This window comes from Nonomuraea sp. NPDC003707, assembly GCF_053587055.1.
The window spans coordinates 125,837-141,977 of sequence record NZ_JBSFNK010000014.1 but is presented as its reverse complement, the minus strand read 5'-3'; the positions used below and the strand labels follow the sequence as shown (position 1 = coordinate 141,977).

General features: G+C 69.4%; 16 protein-coding genes. 6 read left to right on the top strand and 10 right to left on the bottom strand.

From position 1 onward, the window contains the following. Window positions 1-93: 93 nt before the first annotated feature. From ACWDRB_RS32965 to ACWDRB_RS32955, 3 genes are read right to left on the bottom strand one after another with little or no spacing between them, the layout of a single operon-like run. A complete protein-coding gene (locus ACWDRB_RS32965) occupies window positions 94-900 on the bottom strand; it encodes an ABC transporter permease (protein ID WP_397368754.1) in 807 nt (268 codons plus the stop codon). Then, the gene (locus tag ACWDRB_RS32960) at window positions 897-1,712 is read right to left on the bottom strand and encodes an ABC transporter permease (RefSeq protein WP_449900281.1); all 816 of its coding nucleotides are present in this window, start codon (window positions 1,710-1,712) and stop codon (window positions 897-899) included. Before ACWDRB_RS32960 ends, ACWDRB_RS32965 begins: the two co-directional genes overlap by 4 nt. Then, a complete protein-coding gene (locus tag ACWDRB_RS32955; RefSeq protein WP_350730298.1) occupies window positions 1,709-2,707 on the bottom strand; it encodes an ABC transporter substrate-binding protein in 999 nt (332 codons plus the stop codon). Before ACWDRB_RS32955 ends, ACWDRB_RS32960 begins: the two co-directional genes overlap by 4 nt. 625 nt (window positions 2,708-3,332) lie before the next feature. Between ACWDRB_RS32955 and ACWDRB_RS32950 the strand changes: the two genes are divergently transcribed. The 6 genes from ACWDRB_RS32950 to ACWDRB_RS32925 all read left to right on the top strand — a co-directional run bounded on the left by ACWDRB_RS32950 (window position 3,333) and on the right by ACWDRB_RS32925 (window position 9,490). Further along, window positions 3,333-6,068 carry a nitrate- and nitrite sensing domain-containing protein gene (locus ACWDRB_RS32950; RefSeq protein WP_449900279.1) on the top strand — a complete coding sequence of 912 codons (2,736 nt, stop codon included), beginning with the start codon at window positions 3,333-3,335 and terminating at the stop codon, window positions 6,066-6,068. 67 nt (window positions 6,069-6,135) lie between these two features. After that, on the top strand, window positions 6,136-6,558 hold the full coding sequence (locus ACWDRB_RS32945; protein ID WP_350730302.1) for a roadblock/LC7 domain-containing protein: 423 nt from the start codon (window positions 6,136-6,138) through the stop codon (window positions 6,556-6,558). Continuing rightward, window positions 6,558-6,977: a DUF742 domain-containing protein gene (locus tag ACWDRB_RS32940; protein ID WP_397368751.1), complete on the top strand. Its 420-nt coding sequence runs from the start codon at window positions 6,558-6,560 to the stop codon at window positions 6,975-6,977. Before ACWDRB_RS32945 ends, ACWDRB_RS32940 begins: the two co-directional genes overlap by 1 nt. After that, the gene (locus tag ACWDRB_RS32935; RefSeq protein WP_350730304.1) at window positions 6,958-7,545 is read left to right on the top strand and encodes a GTP-binding protein; all 588 of its coding nucleotides are present in this window, start codon (window positions 6,958-6,960) and stop codon (window positions 7,543-7,545) included. Before ACWDRB_RS32940 ends, ACWDRB_RS32935 begins: the two co-directional genes overlap by 20 nt. A gap of 121 nt (window positions 7,546-7,666) precedes the next feature. Further along, on the top strand, window positions 7,667-9,040 hold the full coding sequence (locus ACWDRB_RS32930) for an aldehyde dehydrogenase family protein (RefSeq protein ID WP_449900276.1): 1,374 nt from the start codon (window positions 7,667-7,669) through the stop codon (window positions 9,038-9,040). A gap of 6 nt (window positions 9,041-9,046) precedes the next feature. Further along, window positions 9,047-9,490 carry a hypothetical protein gene (locus ACWDRB_RS32925; RefSeq protein WP_449900273.1) on the top strand — a complete coding sequence of 148 codons (444 nt, stop codon included), beginning with the start codon at window positions 9,047-9,049 and terminating at the stop codon, window positions 9,488-9,490. 1 nt (window position 9,491) lies between these two features. Here the strand turns inward: ACWDRB_RS32925 and ACWDRB_RS32920 are convergent, their stop codons facing one another. The 7 genes from ACWDRB_RS32920 to ACWDRB_RS32890 all read right to left on the bottom strand — a co-directional run bounded on the left by ACWDRB_RS32920 (window position 9,492) and on the right by ACWDRB_RS32890 (window position 16,129). After that, entirely contained in the window at window positions 9,492-10,274 is a 783-nt protein-coding gene (locus ACWDRB_RS32920) for an ABC transporter permease (protein ID WP_449900271.1), read from the bottom strand. Beyond that, window positions 10,271-11,050 carry an ABC transporter permease gene (locus ACWDRB_RS32915; protein WP_449900269.1) on the bottom strand — a complete coding sequence of 260 codons (780 nt, stop codon included), beginning with the start codon at window positions 11,048-11,050 and terminating at the stop codon, window positions 10,271-10,273. The genes ACWDRB_RS32920 and ACWDRB_RS32915 overlap by 4 nt, the downstream gene beginning before the upstream one ends. After that, entirely contained in the window at window positions 11,047-12,000 is a 954-nt protein-coding gene (locus ACWDRB_RS32910) for an ABC transporter substrate-binding protein (RefSeq protein ID WP_397368747.1), read from the bottom strand. Before ACWDRB_RS32910 ends, ACWDRB_RS32915 begins: the two co-directional genes overlap by 4 nt. Window positions 12,001-12,058: 58 nt before the next feature. Then, complete coding sequence (locus ACWDRB_RS32905; protein WP_363962924.1) at window positions 12,059-12,838, bottom strand: ABC transporter permease; 780 nt, start codon at window positions 12,836-12,838, stop codon at window positions 12,059-12,061. Continuing rightward, complete coding sequence (locus tag ACWDRB_RS32900; protein WP_449900265.1) at window positions 12,835-13,608, bottom strand: ABC transporter permease; 774 nt, start codon at window positions 13,606-13,608, stop codon at window positions 12,835-12,837. Before ACWDRB_RS32900 ends, ACWDRB_RS32905 begins: the two co-directional genes overlap by 4 nt. Continuing rightward, a complete protein-coding gene (locus ACWDRB_RS32895; RefSeq protein WP_350730319.1) occupies window positions 13,605-14,588 on the bottom strand; it encodes an ABC transporter substrate-binding protein in 984 nt (327 codons plus the stop codon). The genes ACWDRB_RS32900 and ACWDRB_RS32895 overlap by 4 nt, the downstream gene beginning before the upstream one ends. A 92-nt stretch (window positions 14,589-14,680) precedes the next feature. Next, window positions 14,681-16,129, bottom strand: a complete 1,449-nt coding sequence (locus ACWDRB_RS32890; RefSeq protein ID WP_449900261.1) for a dihydroorotase — start codon at window positions 16,127-16,129, stop codon at window positions 14,681-14,683. Between the last annotated feature and the right edge of the window lie 12 nt (window positions 16,130-16,141).

Below are 16,141 nucleotides of genomic sequence, written 5' to 3'. Positions count from 1 at the left end.
GTTCCTCAGGGGCGAGACCATGGACAACTCGGAGCCGGAAATACTCTATCCGAGCCGGAATCGGCATACTTGTAAACGCGTGTGATCTTACTCTTACGTGCTGGAAAGTTGCTGGGCGGCGTGGTGCCAGGCCAGCACCCGTCGTTCGACGACCAGGAAGAGCTCGTTGAGGGCGTAGCCCAGCACTCCGAGCAGCACGATCCCGCCCCACATGGCGGGCAGGTCGAAGGTCTGGTACGCGGCCGTGAGCTGGAACCCGATGCCGTTCACGGTGCCCGGCAGCAGCTCGGAGAAGACCATGACGATCAAGGAGAGCGACAGCGCGAGCCGCAGCCCCGCGAACATCTTGGGCAGCGCCGACGGCAGGATCACCCGGAACAGCCGCTCGGCCCTCGACAGCCGGAACGCCTGGGCGGTCTGCAGGAGCAGCGGTTCGACCGAGCGGGCGCCGTCGGCGGTGTTGAGCAGTACCGGCCAGACGATGCTGAAGACGATGAACGTCAGCTGCATCCGCAGCCCGAACCCGAACACCACCACGAAGACCGTGACCAGCGCGGGCGGCGGGATGGCCCGCAGGAACTGCAGCACCCCGTCGAGATAGTCGTACGCCCGCGCGGACAGCCCCAGCGCGAGCCCGAGCACGACCCCGGCCAGCGCGCCCCCCGCGAACCCGGCGGCCATCCGGCCCAGGCTCGGCAGGATGTTCCCGATGGCGTCCTCGGTCAGGAACAGCGTGCCCGGCGGGCCCGAGAACCACATCGCGTGCATCCTGACCACGATCGTGCTGGGCGAGGGGAAGAACGTGCTGCCCGCCAGCCGGGTGGCCACCTCCCAGGCGAGGATCAGCCCGACCAGCACCAGCGACCGGAACGCCGCCCCGCGCATGCCCCTGGTCCTCATGCCGTCTCTCCCAGGCGCGCGTGGTGCCAGCGGAACGCCCGCCGTTCGGCGGCCACCAGGAGCGCGTTCACCAGCACCCCGAACAGCCCGACCCAGAACACCGCGGCCAGGATGTCGGTCATCCGCGCGGGTACGGCGATGCCGGCGAAGAAGATGAACACGCCGATGCCCTCCCCCCGCCCGGCCACGATCTCGGTGCTCACGATCAGGATGAGCGCCACTCCGGCGGCCAGCCGGAACCCGGTGGTGATGAAGGGCGCCGACGACGGCAGCGACACGCGCAGCAGCACCGCCAGGGGCCCGAAGCCGTACGACCGCAGCGACTCCTTGGCGAGCGGGTCGACGCCGCGCAGGCCGTACATCGTGTTGTAGAGGATCGGCCACAACGAGGCGTAGACCGCGAGCGTGACGCGTACCTGCAGGCCCGTGCCGATCAGGAGGGACACCAGGGGGATCAGCGCCACCGACGGGATCGGCCGCAGGAACTCCACGACCGAGCGCGTGGCGGCGTCGACGATCGGCACGCTGCCGAGCAGCAGCCCGAGCGGCACCGCGATCACCGCCGCGAGGCCGAGGCCGATCGCCCAGGCGAGCAGGCTCGTCAGGGCGTGGGCGCGGAAGGCGGGGTCGGCCATCAGCGTCGCAGCCCGCCCGAGTATCGCCGTCGCGGGCGGCAGGGTCTCCGGGTCCACCAGCCCGGTCCGGCTGAGCAGTTCGATCAGGGCGGCGAAGGCGAGGGCTCCGCCCGCCCGGCGTGACCAGCGTGTCGCGGCGGACGCCGGGCGGGCGGGGGCCAGGGTCTGAGTGCTCACCCGGACGTGGTGGGCGACATCAGCGACTTGACGTCGATCGCCTTCGTGAGCCACTTGGCCTCCAGCATCCAGTCGGCCACCCGCTGGAGGCGGACCGGGTTGTCGTTGCTGGAGAAGTACGGGAACGTGACGGTGGCCGCGGTGGCCGCGTCGATCTGGGTGAAGTTCGGCAGCACCTTGGCCACCACTTCGCGGTTGTTCTCCATGAGCTTGGCCGCGTTGTGGATGGCCCGCTGGAACGCGGCCGCCGTCTTCGGGTTCTTGTCGTACCAGTCCTGCGTGCTGACGTACCCGGAGATCGGGAACTCGGCGGCCGGACCCGACGCCGGGTCGAGGATCTTGCGGGCGCCCATCGCGGACGTGGCCGCCGTGACCATGGGCTCGCCCAGGTACGCGGCGTCGATCTGCCCGCCCTTCCACGAGGGCATGATGTTCTGGAACGTCACCTGGACGTACTTGATCTTGGACGGGTCGACGTTGTTGGCCTTGAGCACCTGCGTCAGCGCCAGCTCCTGGAAGTTGTGCAGGACGTTCACGTTGATCGTCTTGCCTTCGAGGTCCTTGGCGGTCTTGATGGGGGAGTTCGGCAGGGCCATGATGCTCAGCGAGTCGGGGGCCGCGCGAGAGCCCTCGGCCAGGATGCGCAGCTTCAGCGCCTGCTTGTCGTGCGCCTGGAACATCGACACGTAGTTGCCGAACATCGCGTCGATCTCGCCCTTGACCAGCATGGGGATGGCCTCCGGCGCGGCCTGGACCACTTGCGGGGTGACCTCCAGCCCTTCCTTCTCGAAGAGCTTCTGGTCGATGGCGACGTAGATGGCGGCACTGTCGATGGCGGGCAGGGTGGCGACCTTGATCTTCGTCTTCTCCAGGCCGCCGGCGGATGCGGACGGTGCCGCGCTGGGTGTCGTGGAGCCGCCCGTGCTGCACGCAACGGCGCCGAGTGTCAAAGCTAACCCGATGATGGCGGCCCTGGCGGGACGGCCAAGCCTCATGTCAGGGACTCCCTTCAGATGGAGCCAGGCGGGGGGACCGGGTGGCTTCTGCTCCCGGGGGCTGTGTGCCTGACGCACAACAGGGATAGACCGTAACACCAAATCCGTAGTCATTATCGCGAAAACGACGCCTGTGGTTGCAATGTCGGGTTCTCGTTCTATCGTGAAAATTTGATGACCGGTAAGAGATCGGTGTTTGTCCGGTTTGTGAAAGGAGGGGATCGACGGGACGACTGTTACTGATGAGGCCAGTCAGTCGAATATTCCACGAGTCCCGAGGAGGCTCGCTGGGCACTCTTCCGTTGCCTGTTTCGCCAGCTAGAGGGCAGCCTTACCGATTCTGCCGAAATATTTGGACAATCGGGGATAAACGCCTCAATGGGGCACTAGTAGTGGTTGGCCCGCGCCAACTGCTGTGCTCAAATGACGCCTATCTAGACGTAGATATTGCCCCACGTGCATTTACCTGCATGGTCACCGAGAATTCCCCTCCAGGGGCGAGAGGTTGCGAAGGCAAGTGAGAACGCAGAGCGCTGAAGCTTCCGCCGACCGCGAGCCGCACGGGCATCAGAAGCGACGGCTGCCCAACCCTCCTTCACGCAGGTTCGGGCTGGGCAACTGGCACGTGCGATCGCGCCTTATCGCGCTGATCGTCGTCCCCACGGCCGTGGCCGTGGCTCTGGGCGGACTGAACGTGTTCACCTCGCTCAGGGACGCCAACACCTATCAGACCCTCAGAGAGGTGGCCGAGCTCAGCGAGCAGCTCGGCGCCGTCACCCATGAGCTGTCCTTCGAACGCGACCAGACCGCTCTCTACATCGCCCAGGGCCGCCCGGGCAATCGAGAGGCCCAGCTCCGTACGACCTACAGCGGTGTGAACAACCTCATCGACGAGGCCAAACGGCGGGCGCGGGAGCTCACGGACACCCACGCCGACGCCGTACGACCCGTGCTCCGGCGACTGGAGGAGATCCCGACGCTGCGGGAGACGGCCGTCAAGGGGAAGATCCAGCCCCTCCCGATGATCCAGAAGTACTCGCAGATCATCGCGGCCCTGCTCCAGTTCCACGACCAGGTCGGCCAGGTGGCGGTGGACGACGAGGTCTCGCACAGCGCCAGCGCGATGGCCGCCATCGCCCGGGGCAAGGAGCAGGCCTCCAAACAGCGCGGCGTCCTGGCCAGCGCGCTGGACAAGAAGGGCTTCGACAGCGGCGAACTCGACGCGCTCACCGACGCCAAGTCGCGTGAGGAGAGCGAGGAGACGCTGTTCGCGACCCTGGCCACCCTCGACCAGCTCGAGCTCTACCGCAACACGGTCGTGGGCAGGGACGTCGACCAGACCGACCTGTTCAGGCTGCGGGCCATGGCGCAGTCCGCCGAGGGCAAGGCGCTGAGCATCGGTGTACGGCCGGACAAGGACGTCTCCACCTGGTTCGAGGTCAGCACCGGCAAGATCGACGCGCTGCGCAGCGTGGAGAAGGACCTGTCCTCCTCCGTCATCCTGCGCGCCCGTGCCCTGGAGGAAGCCGCCAACCGTTCGGCCCTGATCTCCGGCGGCCTCATCCTGCTCCTGATGATCGTGGTCACCGCGATCATCTCGCTCATCGCCCGTTCGCTCATCAGGCCGCTGCGCAAGCTGCGCGGCGAGGCCCTCGACATCGCCGGCCACCGTCTGCCGGAGACCGTGCAGCAGCTGCGCGAGAGCGGCGAGGGCGCGGCCGGCCCCGTCATCCCCATCGGCGTGGACACGCACGACGAGATCGGCGAGGTCGCGCGGGCGTTCGACGAGGTGCACCGCGAGGCGGTCCGGCTGGCGGGTGAGGAGGCCCGCCTGCGGAGCAACGTCAACGCGATGTTCGTGAACCTGTCGCGGCGCAGCCAGACGCTGGTGGAGCGGCAGATCACCCTGATCGACGGGCTGGAGCAGGGCGAGCAGGACGAACTGCGGCTCGGCAACCTGTTCAAGCTGGACCACCTGGCCACCCGTATGCGGCGTAACAGCGAGAACCTGCTGGTCCTGGCCGGCCAGGACCCGCCGCGCCGCTGGAGCCAGCCGGTCAAGCTGGTGGACGTGGCCCGTGCCTCCCTCTCGGAGGTGGAGAACTACGAGCGGGTGGTGCTCCAGGTTCCGGACGGCGTCTCGGTGGCCGGCCAGGCCGTCAACGACGTCATCCACCTGCTGGCCGAGCTCGTCGAGAACGCCCTGTCGTTCTCGCCCCGCGAGACCAGGGTGACCGTCTCCGGCAGCCGGATCGACGGCGGCGGCGTCATGCTGTCGATCACCGACGCCGGCATCGGCATGACCCAGGAGGAGCTGGTCCAGGCCAACGACCGCCTCACGGACGCGCCGAGCGTGGACGTGTCGGTGTCGCGCCGCATGGGCCTGTTCGTGGTCGCGCGTCTGGCCCACCGGCACGGCATCCGGGTGCAGCTGCGCCCGCACGCCTCGGGCGGTCTGACCGCGATGGTGCTCATCCCGGAGAACATGCTCGGCTCCCAGGCCCCCAACTTCTCCGGCATGCCGTCCTTCTCGGGCAACCAGCCTCCGGCCCTCGCGGGCTCGGCCGCCGGCGGCCCGGGCGAGCAGCCGTACTCGGGGCCGCACCCCGCCCCTCCGGCCACGGACTGGCCGCAGCCGCCGCCGCCCACGTACCAGATGGGCCCCGGCCAGATGGGGCCCGGCCACCCGTCCTTCCCGTCGCACCCGGAGATGAGCGGCAACTGGCCGCCGACGCAGCAGTGGCAGCCGGACGCGAACGCGTGGCCGTCGGAGCCGCGCATCGGCAGCGGCTACGACAGCTCCGACGTGTGGACCCCACCCCGCAGCCCGTCCTGGAACGGCGACCGCGCACTGCCCAGACGACCCGTCCCCGAGCCCCCGCCGGGCGGCTGGGGCCGCGACACCATGCCGCCGCAGCGGCCGGGGTTCGACTTCCCCGAGACCGAGTCGGCCAACCCGGGCTCCATCCCGGCCGCACCGCCCGCCTCGGCGGGAGACGACTACTTACCCATCTTCGCCGCGGTGGAGTCGGCCTGGTTCGGCCGCGACAGCGGGGCGAGCTGGGGTTCGAGCAAGGCGGACGAAGGATGGAGCGCGGCGGAGGCAGTGGTGGAACCGGTACGTGACGGCCAGACGGCGGCCGGGCTGCCGAAGCGGGTGCCCAAGGCCAACCTGGTGCCCGGCTCGGCCGACACCTCGACCCCGAAGGGCGTGACACCGATGCCGTCGGTGTCGCCGGACCGTATACGCAACCGGCTCTCGAGCTTCCAGCAGGGCTTCCGGGCGGCGCGTGACGACATCACCGAGGGCAGGGCGTTCCCCTCTGGCCCCAGGAACAACGACAGGGAGGAGGGAGCATGAGTGAGCGAAGCGAGCGATCAATTAGACACAGCCGATTGTCGCTCATGCGACCGACGGAGGAGGGCGCATGAGCGATCTGAGCCATGCGGCGCGAGGCGTCGACTGGCTGATCACTGACTTCGTCAGCACGGTCCCGGGCGTCGCGCACGCGGTGGTCGTCTCGTCCGACGGGCTGCCACTGGCGGCCTCGTCGGGCTTTCCGGCCGACCGGGCTGACCAGCTGGCCGCCATCGCGTCGGGTCTGGTGAGCCTGACGCAGGGTGCGGCCAGGGTGTTCGAGGGCGGTGCGGTCAATCAGACGATCGTGGAGATGCAGCGCGGCCTGATGCTGATCATGTCGGTCAGCGACGGCTCGTGTCTGGCGGTGCTGGCGGCTCCGGACTGTGACATGGGTCTGGTGGCGTATCAGATGACGCTGATGGTTGATCGCGCCGGTCAGGTGCTGACCCCGGCTGTGCGCGCAGAGTTGCGTGCCAGCCAGACCAGGTGATGTACGTGTCAGACCCGAGATGGAACAGCGGCGGTTGGGCGCCCCCGCCTGTGCCCCAGTCCCAGCCGCAGCTGAATCCCGACCCCGCGTCGCCCGTCCGTCCTTACGCCGTGACAGGTGGACGGACGGCGCCGCGGGTAAAACTGGCGATGGAGGCCCTGGTGTCCTCGGCGACCGCCGAGCACCGGGAGTTCTCGCACATCACGCCGGAGTACCAGGCGATCAGTCAACTGTGCCGGCAGGTGCGGTCCGTGGCAGAGGTGTCGGCCCTGCTGCGGATCCCCCTCGGCGTGGTGCGCGTGCTGATCGCTGACATGGCTGCCGAAGGTCTCGTCCGTGTGCATCAGCCACAGCTGGACGAGGGCAGGCCGGACGTCAATCTGCTCGAAAGGGTGCTCAGTGGACTTCGCAGGCTCTAGCCCCGGTCTCACCTCGACGAAGATCGTGGTGGCTGGAGGTTTCGGGGTGGGGAAGACGACCTTTGTCGGCGCGGTGTCGGAGATCATGCCGTTGACCACGGAGGCCGTCATGACCGACGCCTCCGTGGGGATCGACGATCTGGGCATGACGCCGCTGAAGTCGACCACCACCGTCGCCATGGACTTCGGCCGGGTCTCCCTGGACCGTGACCTGATCCTCTACCTGTTCGGGACCCCCGGGCAGCACCGGTTCTGGTTCATGTGGGACGACCTGGTACGCGGCGCCATCGGCGCGGTCGTGCTCGTGGACACGCGCCGGCTTTCCGACAGTTTTCCGGCGATCGACTACTTCGAGGAGGCCCAGCTGCCGTTCGTGGTGGGCGTCAACGGCTGGGACGGTGAATATCCGCACAGCGACGCCGAGGTACGCGACGCCCTGACGCTGGCGCCGCACATCCCGTTGGTGCGGCTCGACGCCAGGTCCAAGGACTCGGTCAAGGTCGCGCTGATCAACCTGGTCGAACACGCGCTCTCGGTCCGCATGGCCGTACCGGGCTGGGGTGGTTAGCTCCACTTTCGCGCCGCTTTCGCCCGCGTGGGCGCGTTGACAGCCGCGGCCCTCTCCTGATCACAATGGCTCCCGCCGAGCATCGCAGGAGCATCATGTCCCGTGGCCGCACCACATGAACGTGAGGAACCCGATCACCGGGCAGGCCGACAGGCCGCTCGCCCCTGTGCCGCCCGACCGGCTCGCCGCCCTGGCGGCCGGTCTGCGCGAAAGGCAGCGGAGCTGGCTGGAGGCCGACCGCGGCGAGGTCCTCTCCAGGTTCGCCGCCGCGCTGGCCGCCGACGAGGAGCTGCTCGCCGCGCTGGTGGCCGACACCGGCAGGGTGGGGGAGTCGGTCCTGGAGCGGCAGATCGTCGCCGGTCTCATCGATCGGTGGGTACGCCAGGCGCCCGCCCTCCTCGCACCCCCGGCCGAGACCCCCGCCTCCCTGCCCGGAGTCTTCGTGGGCGGCGACGTGGTGCCGTACGAGCTGGTCGGGGTGATCAGCCCGTGGAACTTCCCGCTGCTGCTGGGCCTCATCGACGCCGTGCCCGCGCTGGCCGCGGGATGCGCGGTGCTGGTCAAGCCGAGCGAGGTGACCCCCAGATTCATCGAGCCGCTGATGCGGCTGGTCCCGGACGGGCTGCCGCTGGAGATCGTCGAGGGCGACGGCGATACCGGCGCGGCCCTGGTGGACCTGGTGGACGCCGTGGTCTTCACCGGGAGCGTGGAGACAGGACAGGTGGTCGCCGAGGCGGCCGCCCGCGCGTTCGTGCCCGCGTTCCTGGAACTGGGCGGCAAGGACCCGGCGATCGTGCTGGCCGGGGCCGACCTGGAGCGGGCCGCGTCGGCCGTCCTGTGGGGCGGCACCGCCAACGCCGGGCAGTCGTGCCAGTCGATCGAGCGCGTCTACGTCGCCCGTGAGGTCCACGACGAGTTCCTGGCGCTGCTGGTGGAGCGGGCCGCCGAGGTGGGCCTGACCTGCGAGGGCGGCCCGATCGGGCCGATCATCGGCCCGGGCCAGGAGGACGTCATCGCCGCGCATCTGGCCGACGCCGTCTTCAAGGGCGCGACCGTGCACACGGGAGGCCGGATCGAGCGGCACGGCGGCGGCCACTGGTGCCGCCCGACCGTGCTGTCCGGCGTCGATCACGGCATGCTGGTGATGACGGAGGAGACGTTCGGCCCGGTGCTGCCGGTCATGGCCGTGGACGGGCCCGACGACGCGGTCGCGATGGCCAACGACTCGGTCTACGGGCTGTCGGCAGCGGTCTTCGCCGCCACGGAGGAGCAGGCCATGGCGGTGGCGGCGCGGCTGAGGGCCGGCGCGATCAGCGTCAACGACGCCTCGCTGACCGCGCTGGTGCACGAGGGCGAGAAGCACTCCTTCCGCCTGTCGGGGCTCGGCGGCTCGCGGATGGGCGCCGCCTCCATCCGCCGGTTCGTACGCCGCAGGGCCTTCCTGGTCAACCGTTCCGACGCCGCCGACCCCTGGTGGCACACGACGAAGGAGTAGCCGCGGATGGGACTTCGCGCGGACATGCCGCTGCTGGCCCGCCACGAGGGCGAGTGGGAGGGCGAGTACCTCCACCTCGACCGAGAGGGAAACCCGATCGACCGGCACCGCGTCCAGATGACCTGCGCGATCCTGGACGACACCGTCTACCACCAGACCAACCGCTACATCTGGGACGACGGGCGTACCGAGGTGCACGAGTTCCCGGGCACGTACCTGGGCGGCGGGCGCTGCGGGTTCGACACCGAGCGGATCAAGGGTGAGTTCTGGGAGCTGGACGGCAGCACCATCTACCTCAGCTGGCAGTACAAGGCGGAGGACGAGGACCTACGCCTCTACGAGATGATCGTGCTCAGCGAGGACGGCAAGTCCCGCAACCGCGTCTGGCAGTGGATCAAGGACGGTGTGTGCGTGAAGCGCACCCTGATCAACGAGCGCCGCGTGAGCTGACTCAGCCTCTCGCCCCTCGGTGCCACGACAGCACCACGCGCTCGAACCCCAGGAACCCGGCGTTGAGCAGGATGCCCAGCAGTCCGAGCAGCACGATCCCCGCCCACATGGCCGGGATGTCGAACTGGCTCTGCGCCTCCAGCATCCGGTGCCCGATGCCCTCGGTGCTGCAGACCAGCTCCGAGATGATCATCATGATCAGGGCCAGCGACACGCTCAGCCGCAGTCCGGCGAAGATCTTGGGGGAGGCGCCGGGCAGGATGATCCGGGTGAGCCGCTGCCAGGGGCCGAGCCGGTAGACGACCCCGGTCTCGATGTACTGCCGGTCCACGTTGCGGGCGCCGTCCATGGAGTTGATCAGTACGGGCCAGACGACGCCGTACACGATCGCGGCCAGCTGCATCGGGGTGCCGATCTTGAACAGCGCCAGGAAGACCGGCACCAGCGTGCTGGGCGGCACCGAGCGGCCGAAGTGCAGCAGCGGCTCCACCAGGGCCGACAACCAGCGCGAACGTCCGAGCGCGACCCCGATCGCCATCCCGGCCGCGCAGGCCACCGCCCAGCCCGCGAACAGCCTGGCCAGGCTGGGCAGCAGGTCGGCGACGGCCTCGTCGGTAAGGAACGCCCGCGTCCACGGCCCCGAGAACCACAGCTCGTGCAGCTTGGCCACGATCCGTGACGGCGGCGGGAAGTACGCGGCCTGCGCGGACCGCGTGGCCAGCTCCCAGCAGAGCACGGCCACGGGCAGCAGCCAGTACCACATGAGCCTGCGCAGAGAATTCACGAGGCGTCCCCCGTCCGTTCCCGGTGCCAGCGGAACACGCGCCGTTCGGCGGCCGTGAACAGCAGGTTGGCGGCCAGCCCGATCAGCCCCGCCCACAGCGGCGCCGCCAGCATGCGGTCGAGCCGGTTCGCGCTGCCGGCCAGCGACAGGAAGGCACCGATCCCGCCCCCGCCCGGCGCCAGCAGCTCCGCGCTGACGGCCACGATCAGGGTGACCGACACCGCGATCCGCACGCCGGTCGCGATGAAGGGCGCCGCGCTCGGCAGGCTCACCCGCAGCGCGACGGCGACCGGCCCGAAGCCGAAGCTCCGCAGCGTGTCCTTGGCCAGCGGGTCGACGTCGGTCAGGCCGTACAGCGTGTTGATCAGCACCGGCCACGTGCAGGTGTAGACGACCAGCGCCGTCTTGGCGTCCTGGCTCTCGGTCCACAGGAACATCGCGATAGGGATCAGCGATACCGACGGGATCGGCCGCAGGAACTCCACCAGCGGCCGCACCGACCGCTCCACGAACGGGACCGTGCCGAGCAGCAGCCCCGCGGGCACGGCGACCGCGACCGCGATCACCAGCCCGCTTGCGCACGCGCCCAGCGTGGCCAGCACGTCGGTCCTGAACTGCGGCTCCAGCGGCAGCTCCGCCGCCGTGGCCAGCACGGACGACACGTACGGCCATCCGGCCGGGGCCAGCCCGAGCCGCCCGGCCAGCTCGGCGAGGGCGATGAACACGGCGAGCCCGAGGGCCCCGAGCACCGCCCGCCCGATCCGGTGTTCGATCATCCGCTCACAGGCGCGAACAGCTGCGCCACGTCCACCTTGGACTTGAGGTAGCCATAGCCGTGCAGCAGGTCGGCCAGCTTCTGGACACCGGCCTTGTCGGCCTCCATCGAGAACTTGCCGAGCGTCATCGCCGCCGCCGCGTCCGCCGGGATCTGCGTGTACGTCGGCACCACCTCGTCGATCGCCTTCCTGTCGGAGCCCGCGATCTGCTGGGCCTTGGCCAGGGCGCGGTGGAAGGCGGCGGCCGTCTTCGGGTTCTTGGCCAGCCAGTCCTCCGTGACACCCCACCCGTCGATCGGCACGCCGGCCGTCACGCCGTCGGTGGTGTCGATGATCTGCGTGGCGCCGCTCTTCTTCGCCGCCGTCAGGAACGGCTCGACCAGCCAGGCCGCGTCCACCTTGCCCGAGCCCAGCGCGGAGATCTGGTCGGCGAACGGCACCTGGACGTACTTGACGTCCTCGGGCTTGAGCCCGGCCTCCTGCAGGTGGGCGTTGGTCAGCGTCTGGCCGAGCGCCTTGAGCACGTTGACCGCGATGGTCTTGCCCTTGAGATCGGCCGGCGTCTTGACGGGGGAGCCCTTGGCCACGACGACGCCGGCGATGTTGGGGGCGGCCTCCTGGCTGTGCTGGAAGAGCTTGAGCTTGGCGGCGCCCGAGTCGTTGATGGCCATCAGCGACACGTAGCTCGTGAGGAACGCGTCCATGCTGCCGTTGAGGATCTTCGGCATGACCGCCTGCGGCGCCTGGATGATCTCCGTCTTGACGGTCAGGCCCTCCTCCTTGAAGAAGCCGCGCTTCTCCGCGATGAACAGCGGCGCCGACGACGGGACCGGCACCACGCCGACCAGCAGCTGGGTCTTCTCCAGCCCACCTGCGGCCGAGGTGCTGCTCGTGCCCGTCTGGCTCCCTCCTCCGCCGCCGCACGCGCTGAGCGTCAGCGCGATCGTCATACCCGCGACTACGAACCTGGCCAGCTTCATCGCCAATGCCTTTCTCGGTCCTGAGAGTTCACGAATTTCCGGTGGCCTGCCTGTGCCAGACGAGCGCCCGGCGCTCGGCCAGCACGAACAGGGAATTAACGACGTAGCCGAGGACGCCCAGCAGGGCGATCGCCGCCCACACCCCGGCGCCGTCGAAGCTGCGCATGGCCGTCAGCAACTGGTAGCCGATGCCGTCCGTGCCGCCGACGAGCTCGGAGATCACCATGAGGATCAGCGCCAGCGACAGGCTCAGCCGCAGCCCGGCGAAGATCTTGGGAGCGGCGGCGGGGAGGACGACCAGGCCCAGGCGCTGCGGCCTCGACAGGTTGAAGACCGTGGCCGTGTCGGTGTAGGTGCGATCGACGGACCTGACACCGTCGATCGTGTTGAGCAGCACCGGCCAGATCACTCCGAACACGATAGTGGCCAGCTGAGTGGTCAGGCCCGCCTTGAACAACACCAGGAACAGCGGCAGCAGCAGCGGAGGCGGGATGGCCCGGCCGAACTCGATCAGCGGGTCCACGTAGTCGGTCGCCGAGCGCGAACGCCCGAGCAGCATGCCCGCCGCGATCCCGATCAACGCGGCCAGCAGCCAGCCGCCGAACATGCGGCCGAGGCTGGGCAGGATGTTCGCGATCGCGTCGTTCGTCAGGAAGCCACGAGCGGGCGGGCCGGAGAACCACAGCTCGTGCATGCGCGCCAGGATCGTCGTGGGCGGCGGGAAATCGGTGTCCCCGATCGCGCGCCCGGCGATCTCCCAGACGGCCAGCACCACGGGGACCACCCAGAGCCGGGCCGGCGCCTTCACGAAACCGCCCCGGTCCGCGCGTGGTGCCAGCGGAACAGGCGGCGCTCGGTGGCGAGCAGCACCATGTTCGCGATCACGCCGAAGAGACCGGCCCAGAACGTCGCCGCCATCATGAGATCGGTCCGGTTGCCGTTGCCGGCCACGGTCACGTAGACGCCGATCCCGTTCACGCCGCCGGCCACGAGTTCGGCGCTGACGGCCAGGACGAGCGCGATCCCGGCGGCGATCCTGACGCCGGTCGCCACGAACGGGGCCGCGCTGGGCAGGCTCACCCTGGCGAGCACGGCCAGCGGGCCGAACCCGAAGCTGCGCAGGGACTCCTTGGCCAGCGGGTCCACGTCGCGCATGCCGTACAGGGTGTTGATGAGGATCGGCCAGACGGACGCGTACACGATGACGGAGACCTTCATCAGCTCGTCCACCGGGACCAGCAGGATCGCGAGCGGGATGATGGCCACGGAGGGGATCGGGCGCATGAACTCCAGCACGGGCCTGATCGCCCGCTCCACCGGCGTCAGCGCGCCGAGCAGCACGCCCGCGGGCACGGCCACCGCGACGGCGGTCAGCAGGCCGAGCACCCAGTTCGTGAGAGTGGCGCCCACCCCGGCCAGGAACGTGGTGTCGGCCGGGAGGCGCACGGCTTCGTACAGGACGGTCGAAGGCGGTGGAAAGAGGAGGTTCTCGCCCAGGCCGAAGCGGATGAACAGCTCTCCGGCCAGGAGGAACCCCGCGGCGCCGACGGCGCCGCGGAGCAGGCGGGCACCCGTCATCCGCCCGGGCTCGCCGCGATGAGCGACTTCACGTCGATCGGGCCGTTGATGTACTTGTACTCGAGCATGAGGTCGGCCACCTTCTGCAGCCGGGCCGCCTCCAGGGTGCTCGGGTAGGTGCCCAGGGTGATCGCCGCGGCGGTCTTGGCGTCGATCTTCGTGTACGTCGGCAGCGTCGCCTCGATCTCCTTGCGGTCACCGGAGGCGAGCTGCTGCGCCTTGGAGATCGCCCGCTGGAAGGCGGCCAGCGTCTTCGGGTTCTGCCGCACCCATTCGTCGGTGGCCATCCAGCCCGCGATGGGCAGGTCGGCGGTCTGGCCCGTCATGGTGTCGGCGATCGTGCGGAAGCCGAGCGCGTTCTTGTTGGCCGTGATGAACGGCTCGGTGATCCAGCCCGCGTCGCCCTGCCCCGCGGTGATCGCGTTGCCCATCTCGGGGAACGGCTTCTCGGCGAACTTGACGTCCGTCTCGCTGAGCCCGGCCGCCTTGAGCTGGGTCGTGACCGCCAGCGTGGCGATGTTCCTGAGGTTGTTGACCAGGACCGTCTTGCCCTTCAGGTCCGCGACCTGCTGGATCGGCGAGTCCTTGGGAACCATGATCTCGAAGGTGTTGGGGGCCGCCCGGTACATGTCGGCCACCAGCTTGATCTTCTTGCCCTGGCCGGCCGCCAGGATCGAGGACACGTAGTTGGTCTGCGTGATGTCCAGGGCGCCGCTCTCGATCTGCGGCAGCGCGGCGGCGCCGCCGGTGATCGTGACCGGCTCCACCGTCAGGCCCTCTTCCTTGAAGAAGCCCTTGGCCTGGGCGATGTAGAGCGCGACCGGGTCGGGAATCGGCAGCGCCCCGACCTTGATGGTGGCCTTCTCCAGGCCGTTGGGTCCCGTCGAGGCCGGGGACGCGCCGCCCCCGCTGCAGCCGGTGAGTGCGAGGACGGCGACGGAGCCGAGCGCGAGTACGTGACAGCGCAGAGTGCGTGCCATGGGGGGTCTCCTACTGGGATTTGGGAGAGCGAGACACGTTACTTTGCGTGAGCGTACCCGAGGAATGATCGCCTTTGCAGGCGCACGCGCTTTCAGGCAGGACGGGACACGTAGCGGCCCACCGGCCGGCCCACGATCTTGCCGGCGTCGAGCACGTGGTTGCCGCGTACGAACGTGTCGGTGACCTTGGCGGTCAGCTCGAACCCCTCGAACGGCGTGTACTCCTGCGTCGACTCCGAGTCCTGCGCGCGAACCGTCCAGGTCTGCCCGGGGTCGACCAGGCAGATGTCGGCGTCGAAACCGGGGGCGATGGTCCCCTTGGTGCGCAGGCCGTACCGCTTGGCGGGGTTCCACGAGGTCAGCGCGGCGATCCTGCCGTACGGCAGGCCCCTGCGGCGGCCTTCGGTGACCAGGCCGGGCAGCAGGTACTCGGCGCCGCCGAACCCGGCCTTGGCCACGAAGACGTTGTCGCTCGGCTCGCCGAACTTGAGCTCCTCGCGGCAGCAGGCGTGGTCGCTGACCACCCAGTCCACGGTGCCGTCGAGCACGTGTCCCCACAGCGCCTCGACGTCCTCGCGGGGCCTGATCGGCGGGTTGACCTTGGCCCCGATGCCGCTGGCCGTGTCGATGTCGGCGAGCAGGTGACCGATCGTGACCTCGCGGCGGAAGTCGATGTGGGGGAACGTCGCCGCCATGCGGACGGCGGCGTCCAGGGCCTTGGCGGAGGACAGGTGCAGCAGGTTGATGTTGGCCAGGCCCGTCTCGTGGGCGAGGTAGGAGGCGATGAAGACGGCCAGCCCCTCGGAGTGCGGCGGGCGCGAGGCGCTGTAGGCGGCCAGGCCGCTCAGGTCCCCGGCCTCCTCCACGAGCTTCGTGTACGCGGTCATGATCTCGGCCGTCTCGCAGTGCAGCGACAACGAGATCTCGCCCGCCAGCTCGGGCAGCCGCTCCCGGGCCGCCTGCACGCCGCGCATCACGAACTCGAAGTGCGCGTAGTCGTAGCGCTCGCCCTCCGGCAGCATGAGGAACGCCCGCTGGTCGTCGGAGCGCCCGTGCAGCCCGTGCCCGCCGTAGAACATGAAGATCTTGAACGACGGCACCCCGAACCGCTCGACCAGGTCGGGCAGCTCGCCGATGTGCCCGCTCGACATGGGCGCCAGGTGGAAGCCGTAGTCGACGTAGGCCCGGCCCTCGGCCTGCCTGAGCACCTCCGGGAAGAACTCGGCGTAGGAGCCGCCCCTGTTGAGGTAGTACTGGCCGGTCCGCATGTAGGTGAGCGCCGTCGTCACGCCGCCCTGGGCGCTGGCCCGGCTCTCCGACTCGGTGTCCTCGGGCAGCGGGTTGTAGATGCCCCAGTGCTGGTGGGCGTCGACGACTCCGGGGAAGGCCAGCTTGCCACCGCCGTCGATCACCTCGCCGGCGGCGGACTGGCCCGGCTCCACCCGTACGATGCGGCCGTCCGCGATGGCGATGTCCGCCTCCACGGGGTCGTCGTGTTCGTGGGTGACAACCTTCACGTTCTTCAACAACAGGTCGGTCACAGCAGTGGTCTT